We start from the raw sequence: 20669 nt of genomic DNA, 5'->3' as shown, positions 1-20669 counted from the left end.
CGCAGCACACCGGACAGGTAGATCGCCGGCAGAACAGCGCAGTGAGGCCCGACCGCCAGGGGGGCGGGCGGCCGGGCCGGGATCGGCGACGGGACCTGGGCACCGTCCTCCGGCCTCGACCGTACGACAGACTCCCCCGCGGCCGGCGCAGGCGCGCGGCCGGCCCGCGGTAGCCGCCAACCGGCCAGAAAGCCGCAGCCGCCAGATCCCACCCGGAGCGCATCCGATCCCGCACAGGAACCGAGACGACCGACCGCGACCATTCCCGCGGGCAACCAAACGCGCCGCCCGGGCCGCCGTTCCGGTCCTGCGATGTCCCGTCAGAGGATCAGCTCCGTAGGTGATGAGGGAGCCGGTTGCTGTCGGCCGAGCCGCTCAACGACGCGATCGCGGAGAAGCTCGTACTGCGCACGATGCCTGCGCCACTGGGCGATGGGCGGTCGGGGAACGACGACAGCGGCGGTGATGGTCTCCTCCCGCCGGAACTGCTCCCGCGTGAGGTCGATCTCGACGCTCATGCCCAGACGGTTCCACCAGTGGTAGTCCACACGTTCCCCAGCCACGTGGACCTCTCCGCGGACGAGCTCTCCACCGAGCAGGTCGTTCAGCACCAGGGCCGTCACGGCACACTGTTGCCGGGCCGGATTGTCCCGGTCCCAGTGGGGCCGGAACTCAGGAGGGCACGTGTCGGCCCCCCAACTGCCGCGAACGGCTCGTTCGATGTCGGACAGGAGCAGCACCGTCATGCCGACGATCCTGCCAGCCGGCAACGGCACGCCCGTCCACGAGCGCCGCAGGGGAGGCCTTCGTGTCGTCACCGGCCGGCCCCGCTCCCGGCGCAGGACGCGGTGAAGTCCGACCGCAGATCGCCTGCCGGCCTGCACCTCAGTCCAGGTGTCGGTGCCCGGGTCGTCGACCAGGAGCAGCGTGCCGAGGCCGTAGGAGTGGGCGGCGGCAGTCCGAGGTCGGGCATCCCGACGACCGCCGCCCAGGTCCCGGCGCCGCCGGCCAGCGCGAGGAGCAGCCCGGCGTCGGTCACCTCGACCGCGGTGCCCGGGCCCAGGCCGCCGTCGGGAAGCAGCGGCACCAGCTCCTGGTGGACCGGTGGGCTGGTGCCGGTGCGCAGCCGGGCGGCCGGGTCGGTCTGTTCCAGGAGGGCGGCGAGGCGCTCGGCTCGGGTCGGCTCGCCGGCGGGGACGGAGGCGGGAGTGGTCATGGCCGGTGGCCTGGTTCGGGTTCTTCGGGTGGAGTGGGGGCGATGCGGATGGTCGCGGGGTCGTAGATGAACCAGCCCCACGCCAGGTCTTCGCCCCAGCGAACGTGCGCGACCCACACGGCGCTGCCGGCCGGACGGGCCCAGACGGTGAGCAGGCCGGAGTGCCACTGGCCGCCGACGCGGATGTGGACCAGACGCCAGGTGCGGTCCTCGCGGCGCTGCCCGCCGGCGTCCAGGAGCTCACGCGGCGCGCGTTCCGCGTCCCCCGGCCGGTGCTCGAGTTGACGCGGGCGACCGTAGTAGGTCGGGGCGGGGGTGGTGCTGAGCATCGAACTCGTGTTCCCTTTTGCGCAAGCCTTCCCCGCTCGCTACTGGTAACTGTCCGCGCAGGTCAGGATTCATCCCAGCCGGGTATCAACCTGATGTGCCACCGTTCGAACTGCCCATCGACATCGCCCTGGCCCGGCCCGTGGAGGACTTCCCGACCGGCCCGGATCTGCTTCTGTCCGCGAAGGTCGACGGCTGGCGGGCCATCCTGCGCACCGGGCCGGACGCGCAGTTGGTCTCCCGGCACGGCACCGATCTAGGCCGGACCTTCGCCGACCTCCTCCAGGTCGCCCGCCGGCTCCCGGAGGCAACGCTGGACGGCGAGGTGCTCGCGGTCCTGCCCGACGGCTCACTGTCCTTCGCCCTGCTCCAGACCCGGGCCGGCGGCGGCCCCCGCCGCGGCGAGCCCTTCACCGTCCACTACGCCGCCTTCGACCTGCTCGGCCTCACCAACGACTGGCGCCCACGCCCCCACGCCGAACGCCATCAACGCGTGCTCGACGTCCTGGACAGCGGCTACCGCACCCTGCAAACGCTGCCCACCAGCGAGGATCCCACTCTGGCCCGAGGGTGGGTCGGCGACCTCGGCGGAGGCGTCGAAGGCGTCGTCGCCAAGCCCGCCGACCGTCCCTACCTCCCCCGCTACGGCTCCGGCTGGACCAAGTGGCGCCGCAGACACACCACCGACGCAGTCGTCGTCGGCATCACCGGCACCACCCCGGAACAGCAGGCCGCCGTCATCGCCCAACCCGACGCCCGCGGCCGGCTCCGGCCGGTCGGCGTCACCCTCCCCCTCGGCACCCGCCTGCGCGCCGAACTCGCGCCGCTGCTCCGCCCCGCCGGCGAGGGCCTCGCCGAACTGCCCGGCACCGTCGCCGGCCTGCCCGGCCAGCCGTCCTTCCTGTACCAGCCCGTCCTGCCCGACGTCATCCTGGAAATCGAGACCGCCCAGGCCACCCCCACCGAATTCGGCCGATTCCGACATCGGCCCCGACCGGTCCGCGCCAGAGCCGACCTGACCGCCGACCAGCTCCAGCAGCACTGACGCCAGCCGCCTTCTCGCGTGGTTGCGGGCCTGGATCCCACGCCGTCGGCGGCGTCCGGTACGTTGACGCGGCACTGAGACAGCCGACGTCGGCGCCGGGACGGTGAGCAGTACCGCCCCGGCGCCGTCTGGCGTCCTCGGCAGCTATCGATCCCCGGACGCGAGGATCGGATCCGGCTCGTCCGGGGCGGCCAGGCCCAGGGCCTCCAGGAGCATCCGGCAGTCATCCCGGTCCCTGGCACGGGACGCCACCAACCGGCGCACTCGCTCCTGCACCGACGGCGCGAGCACGTCGGCCGGCTCGATGGTCTCCCCCAATGTCGCGAGATCCCGACGCGTTGTGGTCATGAGGAACACCCCTGGTGCACGTGAAGGGGCCAACGGGGGCCCGCGGCCTGGGCGTGGCGATCCGGTGCGGCCGGCCTGTAATGGTCCGACTGGCCGGCCCAGGTCGAGCCGTTTGCCCAGGACACTGCTGGTCAAACGTCCCCGTGTGCGAACGCCTGCCCTGCGCGCCGCGGCCCGCGCCCCCGACGGCGCAGCAGTCCGTGCCGCCTTGGGGTCGGCCGTGCAGGCTGGGGGTGGTGGACCCCTGCTCTGTGGCTGATCCCCCCGAGGCGGAGCCGGGGTCCGCCTCCGTGCCTGCACGAATATCGATGGAAGGGGGCCGCGATGGCCAGGCCTGTGTGGACGGGTGTGCTGACGTTCGGGCTGGTGACGGTGCCGGTGTCGCTGTACACCGCCACCGACAGCCACACGGTGCGCTTCCACCAGCTGGAGCGCGGCACCTCGGACCGGGTCCGCAACAAGCGGGTCAACGAGCGCACCGGCGAGGAGGTCGAGTTCGGCGACATCGTGAAGGGCTACGAGCTCGCCTCCGGCGAGTACGTCATCGTCGAGCCGGACGAGCTGGAGCAGATCTCCCCCGGCCGCTCCCGCACCATCGACGTGTCCGGGTTCGTCGACCTCTCCGAGGTCGATCCGATCTTCTTCGACAAGACGTACTACCTCGGCCCCAAGGGCAAGGAGTACGCCAAGATCTACGGGCTGCTCACCAAGGCGCTGGAGAAGAGCAACCGGGTCGGCCTCGCGATGTTCGCGATGCGCGGCAAGGAGTACCTCACCGCGGTCCGCGCCGAGAACGGCCTGCTGGAGCTGCACACCATGCACTTCGCCGACGAGGTCCGAGACCCCCACCGCGAGATCGACAACCTCCCCACCGGCGAGACGAAGTACAGCGGCCAGGAGCTCAGCACCGCCGAGCAGCTCATCGACATGCTCGCCATCGACTGGAACCCCGACGACTACCACGACACCTTCGAGGAACAGGTCAAGAAGCTCATCGAGGACAAGGCCGCCGGCCGCGAGATCGCCGTCTCCCAGGGACCCCCGGCCGACATGGGGCTCGGAGGCATCGGCGCCGCCGCTGGCCCGCTGATCGGCGGCCTCATCACCTCCGCGCTCAGCTGGCGGGCCGCCTTCGTGTTCCAGGCCCTGGTCATCGCCGTGATCATCGTCCTGAGCCGTCGCATCGAGGACCCCCTCCCGCCGGACCCGACCCTCCCGTTCGACACCGTCGGCACCGTCCTGTCCGCCGTCGGCCTCGTCCTCGTCGTCACCGGCATCCTGGCCGCCGACAACAACATCTGGCTGATGCTCGCCCTGCTCGCCCTCGGCGCACTCTTCCTCGCGGGCTTCTTCCGATGGGTCCGCGCCCGGGAACGCGCCGGCAATGAACCACTGCTGTCCACCAGCCTGTTCCGCAGCCGCACCTCCAACCTCGGACTCGTCACCCAGAACACCCAGTGGCTGCTCCTGATGGGGGTGTCCTTCACCGGTCGTCCGCAGCTACGACGCGATCCAGACCGGCATCATCTTCACCGCCGCCACCCTGGGGATCCTCGTGTCCTCCCTCGCCGCCGAACGCCTCGCCCAGCGTCACCCCCAGCGCACCCTCATCCTCACGGGATTCGCCGTCACGATCGTCGGCATCGTCGTCCTGATCCTCATCGTCGGCGGCTGACGTGCCTGGACCAGCCAGGGATTGCCCAGGTCCTGATCACGATGGCGGTCGAAGCGCCGGTAGTCCCGGGGCACGTCGAGCACGACAGCTGGGCCCACGGGGACGGCGGGCGTGCGGGCTCCGTCGCGCGTCGCGCTCGCGGAGGGCGGCGGCCGGCTTTGCCGAGCAGAGGACCGGGCTGGCGGATGCGATGCATCCTGGCGAGGAACAGCTGCTGGTGCTGCAGCCGTGCAAGATAGGGCGCGAGAACGACGACCTCTCCGTTGCTCTTCGCCTCCAGACTCGCCTGGAGCCAGCACAGCCGGCGGTAGCCCTTCTTCGTCGGTACGGACCGGCGGCAGGCCGAGCACTCGCCCACCTCGTGCAGGCGAGCGAACGTGTAGCAGGCCCGGCAGGACCATCCAGGCAACTGCCCCCAGGAGAAGCAGGCTCTGCAGGATGCCGGCGGCTTGTCCGCCCGGGGCGGTGTCAACGTCCCCCGCCCGTCACATCGAAGGGAGTGATCGGCCGTCACGACGCCGGGGCACCACGGCGGACGTCCTCCCGCTGGAAGCCACTGTCGCCTGCAGCCCTTCCTCCTGGCCGGGCCGGGACACCTTCTGCGGCTCGGGCACCAGCAGCTCACCGACCTCGCAGCCGAGGACCACGCAGATCACGTCCAGGTCGTCGAGTTTGAGGGAGACCGGCTGGCCGGACCACAGTCCCGACATCTTCCCTGCCGAGATCACCAGGCCATGCTCGGCCAGGCTCCTTTGCAGGTCGGATGCCTTCCAGATGCCCCGGTTCGCCGCCGTCAGCCGGAGGTTCCACCTCATCGGACCAGACCTCCCAGCCGCTGTGCCGCTCGCTCGTGCCCGGCCGTCCAGGCGTCCTCGACCCGAGTGCGGTGCACGTGGACGTACCGCATCGTCGTGGCGATCCAGGAATGGCCCAAGACCTCCTGGATCGAGATCAGATCCAGGCCGTTCAGGTACAGCTCGGACGCGCAGAAGTGCCGAAGGACATGCGGCGTCAACTTGTCTGCCCAGCCTGGCAGATGGGCTGTTGCCGCATCAGCGAGGCCGGACCGCAGGGCATCATCTCCCAAACGTCGCGGCGATCCGTCCGCGCTCTTGCGTTCAGAGGGGAAGAGCGGGGCTCCGGGGCGAGTGTGGTCGCCGCCGAACTGGCCCCAGACGTCCTCGATGAACCATTGGAGCGTCCGTCCGGCATTATTGATCAACGGCACCATGCGCTCACGCGGGCCCGAGCCCCGCGAGCCCTTGCCGTAGCGGACGTGCAGTTTGCCGAACCTGCCCAGGTCCCACTTGATGTCCCCGAGGTCGAGGCGGCGGGCTTCGTTGACCCGCAGCCCGACCTCGGCCATAAGCTTGGCAGCCGCGTAATTCCGGGCTGTGGGGCCGGACTTCCGGCATGTCGCCAGGTCCCCGCCCCACCCGGTGAACAACGCGGCGACCTCGTCGGCGTTGGGCGGGATCCGCAGCTGAGCATCCTTGCTCCCGCGTGGCCGGTTCATCTCGTCGATCGGGCACTCGGCCACCCGGCCGGTCATTTGGTGGATCTCGACCTTGTGCCGCAGTTCCAGGAACGCGAAGTACGTGGTCAGGGCCTGGGACCGGGCCAGACGGGTCCCGCTGGGTGAACCACGCAGCACCCGGCCGAAGTAGGCGTCCACATCCTTCGGCTCCATGTCCCACAGCGGCTGACCGAACCAGGTCCGCATCTGTTCCAGGTTCCCGACGTCCCCGCGGATGGTGCTGTCCGCCAGGCCGGCCGAGGCCCGCGCCAGCACGAACCCAGCCAGCACATCCGTCTCGAGCCGCTCCAACTCCTCAGCCGAGACCGGCGCCCGCTGTTCGCGCAGATCCCGAACGATCGCCAGCGAAGCCAACCCGAGCCTCCTCCCCTTCGCCCGGGCCGTGGTTCGGTCGGACAAGATGAGAACGCTTCAGGAATCACGAAGTTACGTCACCCGGCACCAAGGCACTCGAAAGAGACAGAACCCCCTGGCCACAGGCTCTGAACCTCACCCAGGATCAGGGGAACTCGCGGGATGTCGCACATCACCGACGCCGAGACCGGTGAGCGGATCGACGTCCTGCCCGACCGCACCGCCCAGACCCTGGTCGCGTGGCTGCGCGCACATCCCGGAGCCGAGTACGTCTGCCGCGACGGCTCTGCCACCTACGGCGAGGCGATCTGCCAGGCCCTCCCCGAAGCGGTGCAGGTCAGCGACAGATGGCGCCTGTGGAGCAACATGTGCGGCAAGGTCCTGGCCGAAGTCCGCTCGCACGCCTCCTGCTGGGCCACCGCCGTCAACCCCGCCCGGCCCGGAGGCCCACGCGAGCAGAGCACCCGCGCGCGCTGGCACAAGGTCCACGACCTCCTCGGCAAGGGCGTCGGCCTGCTCGAATGCGCCCGTTGCCTCGACGTCGCCCTGAACACGGTAAAGCGGTACGCCCGCATGCAGGAGCCCACCGGCGACCGCCGCGCGCCCCGCTACAGACCCACGCTCGTCGACCCCTACCGCGACCACCTCCGCGACCGCCGTGCACAGGACCCGGCCGTCCCCGTCCTCCAACTCTTCCGGGAAATCCAGGAACTGGGCTACTCCGGCAGCCTCAACCTGCTCTACCGCTACATCACCCAGGGCCGCGCCGAAGGCGAGCGACCGGTGACCACCCCGCAGCGCTTCGCCCGCCTCCTGCTCACCCGCCCCGAGAACCTGCGGGACAAGGACACCGCGCTCCTGCGGGAACTCACCAAAGCCTGCCCCGAGATGACCGAACTCGCTTGCCTCACCCACGAGTTCGCGCAGATACTGGCCCCAGCCGAGGGCAACGACGCCAAGCTCACCGACCGGATCACGGCAGTCCGCGCCACCGACCTGCCCCACCTGCACAGCTTCTGCAACGGCCTCGAACTCGACCGCGCCGCCGTAGACGCCGGCCCCACCCTCCCGTACCACAACGGCCGCACCGAAGGCGTCAACACGCGAGCCAAGCGGATCACGCGCCAGACGCACGGCCGGGCCGGATTCAACCTCCTCCGCCACCGCATCCTCCTCCGATAGCGAGGACGCAGCGTCACCACCGACTACGGAACAGAGCCGAAAATTGTGTGGCGTCCTGCCCGCTCAACGAGCGGGCAGGACGCCGAAGGCTATTCCGGGTGTCGGTCTTCCGGGTGTCTATTGATCAGCTGGGCAGCGAGCCGACGTTGACCGCGGCCCAGGCGGTGGCGACCTGCTTGGCCTCGGTGGACCCCGCGCCGTACAGGTCGCCCGCGGCCTTGATCGTCGCGTCGCGGGCGCCCTTGTAGTCGGTGGTGGAGGTGAAGTAGGTGGTGAGCGCCCGGTACCAGACCTGCGCGGCCTTGTCCCGACCGATGCCGGTGACCGAAATGCTGTTCGCCGTCGGGCTGTTGTAGTCGAAGCCGTTGATGCTCTTACTGCCGCCGCCCTCGGACAGCAGGTAGAAGAAGTGGTTGGCCACGCCCGAGGAGTAGTGCACGTCGAGGTTGCCCACGCCGTCGGACCAGGAGTCGGCGGAGTTGCCGTCCTTGGACGGCTGGTCCATGTACCGCAGCGGCTTGTGGTCTCCGTTGAGGTTGATCAGTTCGCCGATCCAGTAGTTCGGCGGGTTGCCGGGCAGGTTGGCGTACCACTCGACCATCGTGCCCATGATGTCGGAGGTCGCCTCGTTCAGACCGCCGGACTCCCCCGAGTAGTTGAGGTTCGCGGTGGCCGAGGTGACACCGTGCGTCATCTCGTGGCCCGCGACGTCGATCTCGGTGAGCGGGGCGCTGTCATTCTGGCCGTCGCCGTAGGTCATGCAGAAGCAGGAGTCGTCCCAGAACGCGTTGACGTAGCCCTTGTCGTAGTGCACCCGGCTGAGCGCGCCGACGCCATCGTTGCGGATGCCGTTGCGCTTGAACGTGTTCTTGTAGAAGTCCCAGGTCTTGGCGGCGCCGAAGTAGGCGTCCACGGCCGCGGATTCGCGGTTGCCGGCCGTCCCATCGCCCCACTTGTCGGTGGAGTTGGCGAACGGCGTGCCGTTGCCGGAGGTGCCGTTAGCCATGTCGGTGGCGGACTGGCCGCCGCGGCTGTCGTCCTTCAGCTGGTACTGCGAACCGGACTGGGTGGTGGCGAGGTCGACACTGCCGACGAACACGCCCTTGCCACTGCCTGTCTCGATGCCCTCGAACTTCTGGAGCACCGCGCCGCTCTTGGCGTCGGCGACGACGTGAAGCTTGCTCGGAGTGCCGTCCTTCTGCCTGCTGGCGACCACGGTCTCCCAGGCGAGGGTTGGCGTGCCCTTCGCCGCCCAGACCACCAAGCGCGGCGCGGCCTGGACGGTGGAACCGGCCTCGGCGGCAAGGGCGGTGGCCTGCGCCCTGGGAGCGGACAGGGCGGGGGTGGTGGCGAGGCCGTCGAGCGAGGCCTTGGCGGCGCGGTCGACGCTCTTCGCCGAGCCGTTCGCGGCCTGGTGCACGATCAGGTCGCCGCCGAGGACGGGCAGGTCGCGGTAGGTGCGCTCGTAGCGCAGGTGCCGGGTGCCGTCGGCGTCACGGAACGCGTCCTTGGCGATCAACTTCTCCGGGTCACTGAGACCCAGCGACTTGGCGAGCAGGGCGCTCTGAAGCCTTGCGTCGGACAGCAGTTGGGCGCGGCTCGCAAGGGTCGGCGAGTCGGCGGCGGCTCCCGCCGGGGTGGTGGTGCCGGCCGTCGAGGTGGTGGCCTGCGCCAGCGCCGGTATGCCGACGAGGAGCAGGGCCGCCGAGGCGGCGATGGCCGCCTTCGGGACCCGAGTACGGGCGTGTGAGGACATGGGACTCCTTCGCACAGTGGGGTTAGGCGCACGGAGCTGCCAGTGGGGCGGGGCGCACCGAGAGCGGGAACTCTGCGGGGCGGCTGGGAAAATCCTGACAGCCCACCAAGGGGAAATGACATGGCCACGGCAGAACCTTCACGGAAACTCCAGTGTGCGAAGCCATTCGACGGGGCCAGACCCCCGCTGGTCGGCGGGGGTCCGATGATCCGTCAGATGTGCTCTCACGGGCGCGGCAGCACCTCGCGGGACTCGAGGTCCGCGAGGTGCTGCGTCGGTCAGCACGGCCGCGCTCATGACTCACGGCCGTCGAGCAGACCAACGCGGCGGGCGAGCGGGACTTCATCGCGCTGATCGACGGCGGCCACCAGCTGGTCAAGGCATCCATCGTGCTGGTCTGGGACCGCCTGAACACCCACGTCTCCCACGCCATGCGCGAGCTGGTCGCCCAGCGTGCCTGGCTGATGGTGGTCCTGCTTCCCGTCTACTCGCCCGACCTGAACCCGGTGGAGTGGGTCTGGGCACACGTCAAGCGCAGCCTGCCAACCTTGCCGTGGTCGCCCTCGACCGACTCGAGGTACTCGTACACAACCGGCTCAAACGCCTGCAGTACCGGCTCGACACCCTGGACGGCTTCATAACCGGCACCGGCCTGACCCTCGAGGCCTCAACATCACCCCGACAAGCCGAAGTCAGTAAGACCGACCGGCAGCAGGTGCGGAGGGTGGCCGCGACGAGGGGTGTCAGCAGAACGGGCACAGCCCCCGCGTGATCATTGAGCGGTGTGCATCGTGAAGTTGCAGGTCATGGCTCTGGTGTGCGTCGATGTCGGCGTGCTCGGGCTGGTCGTGGGCGTATGACTTCGGCGTAGATCGTCGGTCAGCGGGCGACTTCGCGGTTCGTCAGGACCAGCAGGGCCCGCACAGCACGGTCGCCCACTTCGGGTCGGTACGGACCTTGCCGAGGACGCGCCAGTTCTTCAAGTGCGCGAAGCCGTGCTCGACCGGCGCCCGGACCGCGGCCAGCGCCTTGTTGGACAGCTTCTGACCCCAAGTCAGGGGCCGGTTACGGGCGGCCTTGTAGCCGGTGATCACCGCCGGGTCGGCATCGGGGCCGCTGTCATCGAGGCCGACAAAGCCCAGGTCGGCGATCGCACCGAGGCCGGCCGCGCGCAGATGGGCGGTGAGTTTGTCGTGACGGCAGGCGGTGATCTCCGAGGTGCGTCCCGGCCGGACCGCGGAGACCCACACCAAGCGGCCCTTGTCGTCGGTGAGCGCGATCACGAGCAGGCCGTGGCATTTGTGCTTGATGCCCGTATGTTCGTCAAGCCGCGGTCGTGAGTGGACGTTAAGTCCCTTTTCTTTCGGTTCGTGATCGCTCGTTCGTGTGAACGTCGACCGTACTGGCGTGCCAGCCGGGGTTCGGGTGATGTTCTGCGGCGCATGGACAGACGGGCGTATCCGAGCGACTTATCGGACGAGCAGTGGGCGTTGATCGAGCCGATGATCACGGCCTGGAAGCAGGACCGGGTGGCGCGGTCGGCTACCGGGGATCCGGGGTCCTGCGATCTGCGGGAGATCGTGAACGCGATCTTCTACCAGAACCGGACGGGCTGTCAGTGGCGCTACCTGCCCCATGACCTGCCGTCCTGGTCGGCGGTGTTCTACTACTTCGGCCTGTGGCGCCAGGACGGGCTCGACCAGCGGATCCAGGAACTCCTGCGCTGCCAGGTGAGGGAGCGAGCCCGCCGATTAGAGGACCCGTCCCTCGTGATCATCGACACCCAGTCCGTCCGGGCGGCCGCCGGCGTCCCGAAGACCACGACGGGGCTGGACGCGAACAAGAAGGTGTCGGGGCGCAAGCGGGGACTGGCCGTGGACGTCCTGGGGCTGATCATCGGCGTTGTCGTCCTGGCCGCCTCCGCCCACGACAACGCCGCCGGCACCGCCCTGCTCGACCAGGTCGCCGAGCGGTGCGGGATGCGTCTGGAGAAGGCTCTGGTGGACCAGGGCTTCAAGGACGAGGTCGTCATCCACGGCGCTTTGCTGGATATCGACGTCGAGGTCGTCCGCCGCAACCCGGCCGACCAGGGCAAGGGTTTCGTCCCGCAGCCGAAACGGTGGGTGGTGGAGCAGACGAACGGCACCTTGATGCTGCATCGGCGCCTCGCCCGCGAGTACGACCACCGGCCCGACAACTCCGCCTCACGCGTCTACTGGGCCTCCACCGCGAACATGACCCGCCGCCTCACCACACCGGCCCCGGCCTGGCGCGACACCCTCGGACTGGCGGCGTGAACGTCGCCGAACTCCTGGCAGACCTCCAGAGCCGGCAGGACGAGGCCACCGCCCGGGCCGCAGAACTACGCGCCCGGATCGAAGAGCTCGCCGCCGATCTGACCCAGACCGAAGCGCGGCTCACGGACCTGGCCACCACCCGAAAGATCATCATGGAGGTCACGCCGGCAGGAACCGAATCCGAACCGCCCGAGACGAACACCACCTACCAGGCCATCGTGAACGCCTTCAACCAGCACCCCGCCCACGCATTCCGGGCACGCGAGCTGCACGAACTCCTCGGCATGCCCACCGACGAGGCGTCCGTCAACATCACCCGCAGCCGCCTCGGACGCCTCACTCGCCAAGGCTTCCTCACCCAACCCGGACGCGGCCGCTACCAGAAACGGACTTAACGTCCACTGAGGGTTGATGGGTCATCAGGGCGCTGGTGGCATATGATCATGTCGGTGCGTATCAGCGCGTAGACCTCGCGGGCCACGTAGCGCTTCAGGCAGCGCATAATCTCGCGCTTTCCTCGTCCCTCGGCGGTACGTCGCTCCAGGTAGGAGCGGGTGCGCTCGTCCTGGCGCATACGGGTGACCACGATTCGGTGCAGCGCGGCGTTGGCCTGTCGGTCCCCTCCCCGGTTGAGTCGACGGCGCCGGGTCTTTCCCGAGGACTTCTCGACAGGACTGGCGCCGCACAGCGCGGCGAAGGATGCCTCACTGCTCAGTCGCTCAGGGTTGTCGCCGGCAGTGATCAGCAGGGCCGCAGCACTGTCCGGGCCGATCCCGAACCGCTCCAGCAGGCTCGGCGCGCTGGCCTGGACCGCTGCGGTCATGCGCCGCCCGAGCTCGGCGACCTCCTGCCGAAGCCGCAAGACGCGTTGTGCGAGCAGCCGAAGTGTGAAGACTGCCGTGTCAGCTGCCGGGTTACCGTCGCAGGGGTCGGTCAGCTCCGCGCAACGCCGGACGAGTACCGCCGTCGAGAGCGGTTCCAGAGCCTCGCGGAGGGCGCATGGGGCGTTAATCAGCACGGCCTTGAGCTGGTTGAGCGCCTGGGTGCGGGCCTTGACCGCGGAGTTCTTCGCCAGCCGGAGCATGCGCAGCACCTCCACCTGCCCGTCGCCACTCTTCGGCAACGCCCGTGCGGTGCCCGACAGCGCGGCCCGGGCGGCGGACTCGGCGTCGACGGCGTCGGTCTTGCCGCGGCGACGCCGGGCGGATCGACAGCCCATCGAGGTGATCGGCGGGATCGACACCCACACCGACGTCCACCAGGCCGCCGTCATCGACACCATCGGCCGGCACCTGGCCACCGAGGCCTTCCCCACTACGCCTGCGGGCTACCGAGACCTGCTGGAATGGCTGCAGTCCCACGGCCGAGTGCTGATCGTGGGCATGGAGGGCACCGGCTCCTTCGGCGCCGAACTCGGCCGCTACCTCCGAGCCAACCAGATCGCCGTCATCGAGGTGGACCGACCCGACCGTCGAGCTCGCCGAGCGGCAGGGAAATCGGACTCCATCGACGCCTACGCCGCCGCCACTGCGGTACTCGCCGGCCGCGCCACCGGCACGCCGAAGCACCGCGACGGTGCGGTCGAGGCAATCCGCGGGCTGCGTGTCGTACGCGCCAGCGCCGTCAAAGCCCGGACCCAGACCGTCAACCAGATGAAATCACTGATCATCACCGCGCCCGCTGAGGTCCGCGAAGCACTGCGCTCACTGACCACAACCGAGCTGGTCCGGCGGCTGGCCGTAAGCCGTCCAGGCACCGATCTGGCCACCCCGGTCGCAGCCGTCAGACTGGCCCTCAAGCGCCTGGCCAGGCGCTACCGGCACTTGAGCGAGGAGATAGCAGACGCGGATGCCGACCTGCGCGTGCTGATCACCCGCGCCGCGCCCGGCCTTCTCGCGCTGACGGGCGTCGGAACCGAGACCACCGGGCAGCTGCTGGTCACGGCCGGCGACAACCCGGACAGGCTCGCATCCGAGGCTTCCTTCGCCCACCTGTGCGCCGCCGCACCCGTCCCGGCCTCTTCTGGACGCACTGACCGTCACCGGCTCAACCGTGGCGGAGACCGCCAGGCGAACCGTGCGCTGCACACGATCGTGCTGGTCCGCATGCGGCATGACCCGCGCACTCGCGACTACGTGGCACGACGCACCCTCGAAGGACTCAAGACGAAGAACATCTTCAGGTGCCTCAAGCGCTTCGTCGCGCGCGAGGTCTACCACCACCTCACCAGCGCAATCAGCGGCACACCCGGCCTGTCTCCTACAGCTTGACGATCTATAGAAGCTTCAGAGTCGCTCATTGGAAGGCCGTCACCTGGTGGCGGCCTTCCGGCTTCCACCGCGCGGTGTGCCTCGGCGGGAACGACGCTCGGCGGATGGTCCGCGGACGGGGGCCCCGTCGCGGTGTCGGGTCGTCAGCTCCTCAGGCGGTCGCCTTGAGGGTGTCGTCGAGCCAGCCGTAGATGCGGGCCTGGGTCAGGCGCATGGCGCCGGGGTGGCAGTGGGCGCCGGCGCCTTCCTCGGCGGTGAGCACCATCAGGGTCTTGGGGCAGGTGAGGTGGTCGTAAAGCTGTTCGGGCTGGCCCTTGAAGAACATGTCCTCTTCGGCGTCGCAGACCAGGGTGGGGCACTGGATCCGTTCGGCGATGCCGCCGGCCAGGGTGTAGTCGAGGTAGGAGGCGTTGAAGGCCCGGGGGGTGTCGACGCCCATGACGTACATGCCGTGGTTGATCGCCCAGCGGGCGATCGGGTCCTTGGCCATGATCTGTTCGAGCGCGGCGTCGAGTTCGGGAGCGGACTGTGCGCGCAGGAGCCGCTCGGCCTCCTCGCGGGTGCCGGGGATGTTGCGGACGGAGGTCTGGCCGAGGTCGTAGAGGCCGTCGACGGCGATCAGCGCGGCCAGGCGGTGCTCGAACGCGGCGGCCCTGGGGGCGAGGATGCCGCCCATGCTGATACCGAGGAGTGCGATGCGGTTGTTGTCGACGTCCGGGAGGGTCTCGGCGATCAAACCCATGCAGACCACCAGGTGCACAGGCGTGACGGGTGAACTGGTGAGCTGGTCGGCGCCCGGGGCCGGATCGTCGGCCTCGACCACTACGGCGCGTCGGCCAACTTCCAGCGCCTCTACACGAGTTCGGACTCACCGCCGAGGCCGCGTTCGCGGCCGCACACCAGTCGCTCGCGGCCACCGGCTGACGTGTTCTCCGCTTGGCCGCCGGAAATCGGGGCAGGCGCGTTGGTCCGGAGGTGTTCACCATGATTCCCCTGTTGCTGGTGCTTCTTCTCGCCCTGGTGCTGTTCGGCGCCGGATTCGCCCTGCACGTCCTGTGGTGGGTTGCGCTCGCCGTGCTGGTGCTGTGGCTGGTGGGCTTCGTGGCCCGTGGTGCCGGTGGCGGTCGTACCCGCTGATACCGCTGGTAGCCGGCTGCCCGGGGTGTGACGGTCCGTCCGTCACGCCCCGGGCTGCCACGACCCGACGAGCTCGGCCCACACGGTCTTGCCCGCCGCGCGCGGTACGGTCCCCCAGGAACGGCACAGTGTCCGGACGATCACGAGTCCGTGACCGCCGGGCCGCCCCCGGCGCGGCTGCATGGGCGACGGGGCTGTCCGGCTGGTGTCGGTGACCTCGATGCGTACGGTCCGACGGTCGAGCCACAGCAGGTGCAGCTCGCGCACCGCGCCGGCGTGCATCATCGCGTTCGCGACGAGCTCGGAGACGACGAGCACCACGTCCTCGTCGAGCGGCGAACCGATCTGCCATCGTGAGAGGACGCTCCTCGCCCACTCACGGGCGGTGGTCACCGGGTGGGCCGCGGCGGAGAGGTCGAGACGGCACAACCGCCCCTGCCGGCGTTCCACACCGCCGGTTCCCAGGAACGTCCTGTCACTCATCGGTCACCTCGTGTCCGCGGCCCTCAGCTCCGCTCGCACCTCGAAGGCCCTGTCAGGCGCCTGCCCGAAGCCCACGGCTTTACGCCCCATGGCCGACCGGAAATAGGGCAGCGACAAAGTCGGATCGGAGGGGGTCTCGCGGCGCGTCCTGAAGGTTTCGACGGGCCGCGTCCGGGTAGGCGCGGTTTCGGGGCCCGCCCAGGAAGGGATGATCAATGCCTGTGCCGTCCGCGGCGGCGCCGGAGGTCGAACCGGGAACGCGCGCCGAATCCGGCTTCTCCCCTGACCGACACGGTCTGCCGGCGATCGCCGATCCCCTGAACGCCACCACCGCCGACGCCCGGGAGCTGTCGAGGGTCCTCCTGCTCCGGCTGCAACAGGCCGAGCAGGGCACCGAACTCTACTCCTACGTCCGCGGCACCCTGATCGAGCTCAACCTCTCCCTCGTCAAGTTCGCGGCGAGGCGGTTCCGCGGCACGCACCAGCCGATGGAGGACATCGTCCAGACCGGCACCGTAGGCCTCATCAAGGCCATCGACCGCTTCGACCCGGGTCGCGGCGTGGAGTTCACCACTTTCGCGCTCCCGACCATCATCGGAGAGATCCGCCGGTTCTTCCGCGACACCACCTGGGCCGTGCACGTCCCCAGACGCCTCCAGGAGGCCCGGCTCGCCGTCGCCAAAGGCGCCGACGAACTGGAGCAGGACCTCGGCCGAACCCCCAGCAGCGAAGAAATCGCCGCACACGTCGACCTGTCACAGGACGAGGTCGCCGAGGCACTCCTGGCCACCAACGCCCGCAGCACGACCTCCCTCGACGCCCCGTCCGGTGACGGGGACGCCGACAGCACCCTGGAGAGCCGGCTCGGCCACTGCGACCCGGCGTTGGCCGTGGTGGAGAACGTGCAGTCCCTGAAGCCGCTGATCGCCGCACTGCCCGAACGCGAGCGTAGGATCCTCGCGCTGCGCTTCACCGAGGACCTCACCCAGGCCGAGATCGGCCGCCGCCTCGGCATCTCCCAGATGCACGTCTCCCGCCTGCTCGCCCACAGCTTCCAGGCCCTTCGAGCCGGCCTCACCGACCGCGCGCCCATCGACCAGGGGGAGGCCGTGCCCGGATCCCAGGGCTCCGCCTCGGACCGGGTCCCGCCGCATCCGTAGCCGCGCCGCCGGCAGCTGAAGGCCCGGCAGATCGTCGGCCTCCGAGCCGATGCCGTCACCGCCAGGACTGATTCGACCTGCTCGGGGCAGACGTCTGGCCGGTACCGGGCGGACCGGCCCGGTCGTGACCCTGGGAGGCCTTGATGGCCGGACATCTCTGCCCCGCAGCGAGCAGTCCGCTCTCGACCCTCGCCCGCCAGAACCCGGCGCCGCGGTGGTCGAGCCGATCCGGACCAACGTACCCGCCAGACTGGACCGCCTGCCCTGGTCGCGCTGGCACTGGCGGATCGTGATCGGTCTGGGCACCGTCTGGATCCTGGACGGCTTGGAAGTGACCATCGTCGGCAACATTGCCGGGCGACTGGCCCGGTCCGGCATCGACATCAGCACCGCCCAGGTCACCACCGTCGCGGCGGCCCTGTACGTGGCCGGGGCGTGCACCGGTTCGTTGTTCTTCGGCTGGCTCACCGACCGTTTCGGCCGGAAGAAGCTGTTCATGGTGACGCTCGCGGTCTACCCGGCACCGTGACGTCCGGCGCGGGCCCGGGCACACCGCGCTGAGGCGCCTGTAGTGATGGCTGACAGGGTGCTGCCCGGTGGCCTGGACACCGTGCGAAGGCGTGCGGGGACGGCGATGCCGTGCGGCGCCGGATCCACGACTCCCGGGCCCCGCTGGTTCGGGCCGGAGCGGCCGATCCGACAGGCGCACTAGCGGCGCGGGGCGATGGTCATGGGCGATCTGCGGGCACTGCTGCCGCAGTCGCTGCACCTCGCTCGCCAGGGCGGCCGTCGCGCACTCGGGCCACCAGGGCGATCCCGGTGGCGAGCACCATCACCGAGACGGGCGGCCCGGCCCGGGCACCGGAGCGGGCGGGAGACCGCCGTTCGGATCCCCGAGGGTCCCCCTTCCGGTGATTTGCGCAGGTCGCGCACGCCGCACGTCCCACGACGGGTACACCGTCTCCGCAGAAGACGGCCCAGCGATCAAGTGAGGAGATCAGCCATGTATGCGGTGGTTCGGCGGTACGAAGGGGTGACCGAGCCGGCCGAGGCGGGACGCCGCGTGCACGACGGGTTCGTGACGCTGCTCCGCCAGGTCCCAGGTTTCGTGGCCTACTACTGGGTCGACGCCGGGGGCGGGGTGATGGTCTCGACGAGTGTCTTCCAGGACCGGGCCGGCGCCGAGGAATCGAACCACCGGGCGGCCGACTTCGTACGGGACCACCTCGCCTCCCTGCTCCCCAATCCTCCCCAGGTCACGGCCGGCGAGGTCGTGGCCCATTCGTAGCGGCCTGCCGGACGCGGCACCGCTGTGACATCGCGAAGCGACGGGTCTCCGCGCACGGGCGGCACAGCCTGCCCGCGCTGCCGTCTGCCCGGCCTCCGCACGAAGACTCAGCAGGCGGGAGGGACGGCCGCTACCCTGCGGGCCAACCCCAGAGCTCAGACGGGCCAACTCGACTCAGGCACCTTCGATGTCGCCGACGACGGCCGCGATGCGTCCAGGTACCGGCTCAGCGCGGTACGTCCGGCAGGGGTGAGGGCCAACCGCCTCCTTCGAGTCGGCGATCGCACTGGCGGAGCCGAGCTCGCGGCCGGCCTTGCACTGGGCGGTGGACAGGAAACAGCCTCACGGCCGGACAACCCGGAGAGGTACCGACGCCCGTAAACGACCAGTGGAGGGCGCTTGCCCGCCGGACCTCGACCCGGTCCCCTTCGCGCCGTTCGTCGGCGGCAGAGCTGCGGCCGACCGCCGGCGGGTACGGCTGTCGGGCAGGTCGGACAGACCGGTTGTACGAGGAACCGGACACGGCTGGGGAACTTGAAAGCGAAGCGCTAACGCGTGGGCGGCCGGCATGGCGGCACCGCAGTGCACGCACTCCTGCTGGCGCGGGGCCGGCGCTAAGCGGACGGGGTCCGGGTGAGGTCGGTTTCGAGCAGGCGCAGGAGAGCCTCGACAGTGCGGCCGGCCTCGGCGGGGTGACGCAGCTCGGTGCCGGGGAGGATCCGGTACCGGTTGCGTCGGCCCTCGCGGGTGTGGGTGAGGTAGCCGGCACTTTCGAGGTCGGCCACGATGCCCTGCACAGAGCGTTCAGTGAGCTGGCAGGCAGCGGCGACGTCCCGCAGGCGGATGTCCGGATCTCGGGCGATCAGTGACAGCACGCGGGCGTGGTTCGTGAGGAACGTCCAGGTGGGACGGCTGTCGGACTGCGTCTCCATGCTCCAATCCTACGAGCCATACTTCCGGCAGCACAATACGCGCAAAATGTTTCCTGTATCCCTTGACAGGTATTCCCGCCCGGTCGGAGCATGGACCTGCAAGGTTCGCGCCCTCACGGGAGGAGCACCGGCATGTCCCCTCAGCGCGGTACGCCGCCCACCGCCGCAAGCCCGCTGCAGCCCACGGCCCCAACACCGGCCTTCCAGCTCCGGGTCAGCCAAGACAGCCACGGCCACACCCTGGCCACCGTCCGCGGCGAGATCGACTTCGACGGCGCCCCGGCCCTGCAACGCGACCTCGCACGCGTCCTCGCCGACAGCCCCACCCACTTGGACCTCGACCTCAGCGCCGTCTCGTTCCTCGACTGCGCCGGACTCAACGCCCTGCTGCGAACCCGCCGGAACGCGACCGCAACCGGCTGCGCGCTGCGCATCCGCGCCGCCGGACCACGGGTGAGACGGGTCATGGACACAACCGACACCACCGAGCTCTTCGGCCTGCGCCGCCCCGGCACGGCGGACAACCACTCACACCCCACCACACAGAACGGCAACCAGCCCCGGCACCCAGCCCGCACCGCAGCAGCAGCAGCAGCAGCAGCAGCGCCGGTGACCGCGGCGCCCGGCGGACCGTTCCGATGGGGTCTGACCTTCCCCGGCCCCTGCGGCAACCACCGCCAACAACAGACCCTGCTCGTGACCGGCACCGGAGTCCGGGGCCCGGGCGGCCACCCTGTCTACGCGAATCCGACCGACACGGTACGGGCGGAAATCAGCCCCGACGGGCTGGTGACGATACTCGCGCTCGACGGACTCCCCCGCCCGACAACCCCCATCCACGCCACCCCCTTTCCGGCACCCCACCCCACCGCACAGAACGCACCCACCATCGATCCGCAAGCCGCCACCGACTGACACAGCAGGCCTTGGCGACCATCGCTCCCGGCGCGCCGCCACGGAAGCCGACGCACGATGACAGTCGAGTCGGACGATGCGCGCACATCCGGTTCCACGGGCCAGCCGTCCGCTACCGGCCCGCGCCCGGTGGACCACGGAATCGAGGAGGCGAAGATGGCAGGCCACGACGGCGACGTCGTCAAGGAACCGGAGACCGACCACCGCGAGGTCGAGGAACGCTTCGCGCAGATCCGGCTCGCCACCGGAGAGGCCCGTCAGGCTCTCGTCGACGAGGTGACCATCGAGCTTGTCCGACACTCCGCCGCGGAGGAGGCCTACCTCTACCCCGCAGTGCGCGAGCACGTGCCCGGAGGCCCCAGGACGGCAGACCGCGAGGTCGAGGACCACGCCCGGGTCGAGCGCCTGCTGAAGGACATTGAGAGCAAGGACACCGACCACGCCGAACTCACCGAGCTGGCGACGTCCTGATCACCGAGGTCGGCTCGCACATCCCGGCGCTGCGCGCGGCCTGCGGGCAGGCAGACCTGGAGAAGCTGGGTGACCGCGTACGGCGGGCCAAGTCGACCGCGCCGACCCGTCCTCACCCAGGTGCGCCTCCGTCGCCGATCGCCTGCAAGGTGCCGGCTCCCGGTGTCGGGCTGATCGACCGGGTACGGGACTGCGTCACCCACCGCAGCGCCGCGTGAAAGGAACAGCCATGAGTATCCGACGCCGGGCGTTCCCGCAGGCTCCCCTACTGCCGCC

22 protein-coding genes and 3 pseudogenes are annotated in these 20669 nt (G+C 69.9%); 13 read left to right on the top strand and 12 right to left on the bottom strand.

Annotated features, from left to right (window positions below; all coding sequences use genetic code 11):
• Positions 1-320: 320 nt before the first annotated feature.
• The 3 genes from OG871_RS37125 to OG871_RS37115 all read right to left on the bottom strand — a co-directional run bounded on the left by OG871_RS37125 (position 321) and on the right by OG871_RS37115 (position 1545).
• Positions 321-746, bottom strand: coding sequence for a hypothetical protein (locus OG871_RS37125; protein ID WP_371502876.1), 426 nt, complete (start codon positions 744-746; stop codon positions 321-323).
• A 68-nt stretch (positions 747-814) separates the two neighbouring features.
• Positions 815-1216: a hypothetical protein gene (locus OG871_RS37120; RefSeq protein ID WP_371502874.1), complete on the bottom strand. Its 402-nt coding sequence runs from the start codon at positions 1214-1216 to the stop codon at positions 815-817.
• Positions 1213-1545: a hypothetical protein gene (locus OG871_RS37115; protein WP_371502873.1), complete on the bottom strand. Its 333-nt coding sequence runs from the start codon at positions 1543-1545 to the stop codon at positions 1213-1215. Before OG871_RS37115 ends, OG871_RS37120 begins: the two co-directional genes overlap by 4 nt.
• Positions 1546-1640: 95 nt before the next feature.
• Here OG871_RS37115 and OG871_RS37110 point away from each other — a divergent pair, with 95 nt between their 5' ends.
• The gene (locus OG871_RS37110) at positions 1641-2588 is read left to right on the top strand and encodes a hypothetical protein (RefSeq protein WP_371502871.1); all 948 of its coding nucleotides are present in this window, start codon (positions 1641-1643) and stop codon (positions 2586-2588) included.
• 144 nt (positions 2589-2732) lie between these two features.
• Here the strand turns inward: OG871_RS37110 and OG871_RS37105 are convergent, their stop codons facing one another.
• On the bottom strand, positions 2733-2936 hold the full coding sequence (locus OG871_RS37105) for a hypothetical protein (protein ID WP_371502870.1): 204 nt from the start codon (positions 2934-2936) through the stop codon (positions 2733-2735).
• A 324-nt stretch (positions 2937-3260) separates the two neighbouring features.
• Between OG871_RS37105 and OG871_RS37100 the strand changes: the two genes are divergently transcribed.
• Positions 3261-4850 carry a Ku protein gene (locus OG871_RS37100; RefSeq protein WP_371502868.1) on the top strand — a complete coding sequence of 530 codons (1590 nt, stop codon included), beginning with the start codon at positions 3261-3263 and terminating at the stop codon, positions 4848-4850.
• A gap of 246 nt (positions 4851-5096) precedes the next feature.
• Here the strand turns inward: OG871_RS37100 and OG871_RS37095 are convergent, their stop codons facing one another.
• Together OG871_RS37095 and OG871_RS37090 are read right to left on the bottom strand one after the other, a co-directional pair.
• Positions 5097-5426 (bottom strand): helix-turn-helix domain-containing protein, encoded by a 330-nt coding sequence (locus tag OG871_RS37095; protein ID WP_371502867.1) that lies wholly within the window; start codon positions 5424-5426, stop codon positions 5097-5099.
• Positions 5423-6502, bottom strand: coding sequence for a tyrosine-type recombinase/integrase (locus tag OG871_RS37090; RefSeq protein ID WP_371502866.1), 1080 nt, complete (start codon positions 6500-6502; stop codon positions 5423-5425). Before OG871_RS37090 ends, OG871_RS37095 begins: the two co-directional genes overlap by 4 nt.
• A 147-nt stretch (positions 6503-6649) precedes the next feature.
• Here OG871_RS37090 and OG871_RS37085 point away from each other — a divergent pair.
• Positions 6650-7684 (top strand): annotated as a pseudogene (locus tag OG871_RS37085) (ISL3 family transposase); the annotation flags it as partial.
• A gap of 124 nt (positions 7685-7808) precedes the next feature.
• Here the strand turns inward: OG871_RS37085 and OG871_RS37080 are convergent.
• Positions 7809-9440, bottom strand: coding sequence for a M4 family metallopeptidase (locus OG871_RS37080; protein WP_371502864.1), 1632 nt, complete (start codon positions 9438-9440; stop codon positions 7809-7811).
• A 389-nt stretch (positions 9441-9829) separates the two neighbouring features.
• Here OG871_RS37080 and OG871_RS37075 point away from each other — a divergent pair, with 389 nt between their 5' ends.
• The gene (locus OG871_RS37075) at positions 9830-10081 is read left to right on the top strand and encodes a transposase (RefSeq protein WP_371502863.1); all 252 of its coding nucleotides are present in this window, start codon (positions 9830-9832) and stop codon (positions 10079-10081) included.
• 261 nt (positions 10082-10342) lie between these two features.
• Here OG871_RS37075 and OG871_RS37070 read toward each other — a convergent pair whose 3' ends face one another.
• Positions 10343-10723: a transposase family protein gene (locus tag OG871_RS37070; protein WP_371502862.1), complete on the bottom strand. Its 381-nt coding sequence runs from the start codon at positions 10721-10723 to the stop codon at positions 10343-10345.
• Positions 10724-10882: 159 nt separating this feature from the next.
• On the opposite strand from OG871_RS37070, the gene OG871_RS37065 reads away from it, so the two are divergent.
• A complete protein-coding gene (locus tag OG871_RS37065; RefSeq protein ID WP_371493834.1) occupies positions 10883-11737 on the top strand; it encodes an IS5 family transposase in 855 nt (284 codons plus the stop codon).
• Positions 11734-12132, top strand: coding sequence for a hypothetical protein (locus OG871_RS37060; protein ID WP_371494538.1), 399 nt, complete (start codon positions 11734-11736; stop codon positions 12130-12132). The genes OG871_RS37065 and OG871_RS37060 overlap by 4 nt, the downstream gene beginning before the upstream one ends.
• Here the strand turns inward: OG871_RS37060 and OG871_RS37055 are convergent.
• On the bottom strand, positions 12129-13019 hold the full coding sequence (locus OG871_RS37055) for an IS110 family transposase (RefSeq protein ID WP_371502861.1): 891 nt from the start codon (positions 13017-13019) through the stop codon (positions 12129-12131). The genes OG871_RS37060 and OG871_RS37055 overlap by 4 nt on opposite strands.
• Here OG871_RS37055 and OG871_RS37050 point away from each other — a divergent pair.
• Positions 12955-14007, top strand: coding sequence for an IS110 family transposase (locus OG871_RS37050; RefSeq protein ID WP_371503514.1), 1053 nt, complete (start codon positions 12955-12957; stop codon positions 14005-14007). The two genes, OG871_RS37055 and OG871_RS37050, sit on opposite strands and share 65 nt — an antisense overlap.
• A 151-nt stretch (positions 14008-14158) precedes the next feature.
• Here the strand turns inward: OG871_RS37050 and OG871_RS37045 are convergent, their stop codons facing one another.
• Complete coding sequence (locus OG871_RS37045; protein ID WP_371502860.1) at positions 14159-14749, bottom strand: alpha/beta hydrolase family protein; 591 nt, start codon at positions 14747-14749, stop codon at positions 14159-14161.
• A gap of 242 nt (positions 14750-14991) precedes the next feature.
• Here OG871_RS37045 and OG871_RS37040 point away from each other — a divergent pair, with 242 nt between their 5' ends.
• Positions 14992-15144, top strand: coding sequence for a hydrophobic protein (locus OG871_RS37040; RefSeq protein ID WP_371502859.1), 153 nt, complete (start codon positions 14992-14994; stop codon positions 15142-15144).
• A 42-nt stretch (positions 15145-15186) separates the two neighbouring features.
• Here OG871_RS37040 and OG871_RS37035 read toward each other — a convergent pair whose 3' ends face one another.
• Positions 15187-15627 carry an ATP-binding protein gene (locus OG871_RS37035; RefSeq protein WP_371502858.1) on the bottom strand — a complete coding sequence of 147 codons (441 nt, stop codon included), beginning with the start codon at positions 15625-15627 and terminating at the stop codon, positions 15187-15189.
• A gap of 215 nt (positions 15628-15842) precedes the next feature.
• Between OG871_RS37035 and OG871_RS37030 the strand changes: the two genes are divergently transcribed.
• The 3 genes and pseudogenes from OG871_RS37030 to OG871_RS37020 all read left to right on the top strand — a co-directional run bounded on the left by OG871_RS37030 (position 15843) and on the right by OG871_RS37020 (position 18075).
• A complete protein-coding gene (locus tag OG871_RS37030; protein ID WP_371502857.1) occupies positions 15843-16787 on the top strand; it encodes a SigB/SigF/SigG family RNA polymerase sigma factor in 945 nt (314 codons plus the stop codon).
• A 214-nt stretch (positions 16788-17001) separates the two neighbouring features.
• Positions 17002-17304, top strand: a pseudogene (locus OG871_RS37025) (MFS transporter); the annotation flags it as partial.
• Positions 17305-17790: 486 nt separating this feature from the next.
• On the top strand, positions 17791-18075 hold the full coding sequence (locus tag OG871_RS37020; RefSeq protein ID WP_371502855.1) for a hypothetical protein: 285 nt from the start codon (positions 17791-17793) through the stop codon (positions 18073-18075).
• A 614-nt stretch (positions 18076-18689) separates the two neighbouring features.
• Here OG871_RS37020 and OG871_RS37015 read toward each other — a convergent pair.
• Positions 18690-19007 carry a helix-turn-helix transcriptional regulator gene (locus tag OG871_RS37015; RefSeq protein WP_371502853.1) on the bottom strand — a complete coding sequence of 106 codons (318 nt, stop codon included), beginning with the start codon at positions 19005-19007 and terminating at the stop codon, positions 18690-18692.
• A gap of 132 nt (positions 19008-19139) precedes the next feature.
• Here OG871_RS37015 and OG871_RS37010 point away from each other — a divergent pair, with 132 nt between their 5' ends.
• Entirely contained in the window at positions 19140-19922 is a 783-nt protein-coding gene (locus OG871_RS37010) for a DUF6296 family protein (RefSeq protein WP_371502851.1), read from the top strand.
• Between the two features lie 156 nt (positions 19923-20078).
• A pseudogene (locus OG871_RS37005) lies at positions 20079-20611 on the top strand (hemerythrin domain-containing protein).
• Positions 20612-20669: the final 58 nt, after the last annotated feature.

It is taken from the genome of Kitasatospora sp. NBC_00374, from assembly GCF_041434935.1.
GTDB lineage: Bacteria > Actinomycetota > Actinomycetes > Streptomycetales > Streptomycetaceae > Kitasatospora.
Note: the sequence above shows the minus strand (reverse complement) of the source record. Positions and strands in the feature narration are given on the sequence as shown.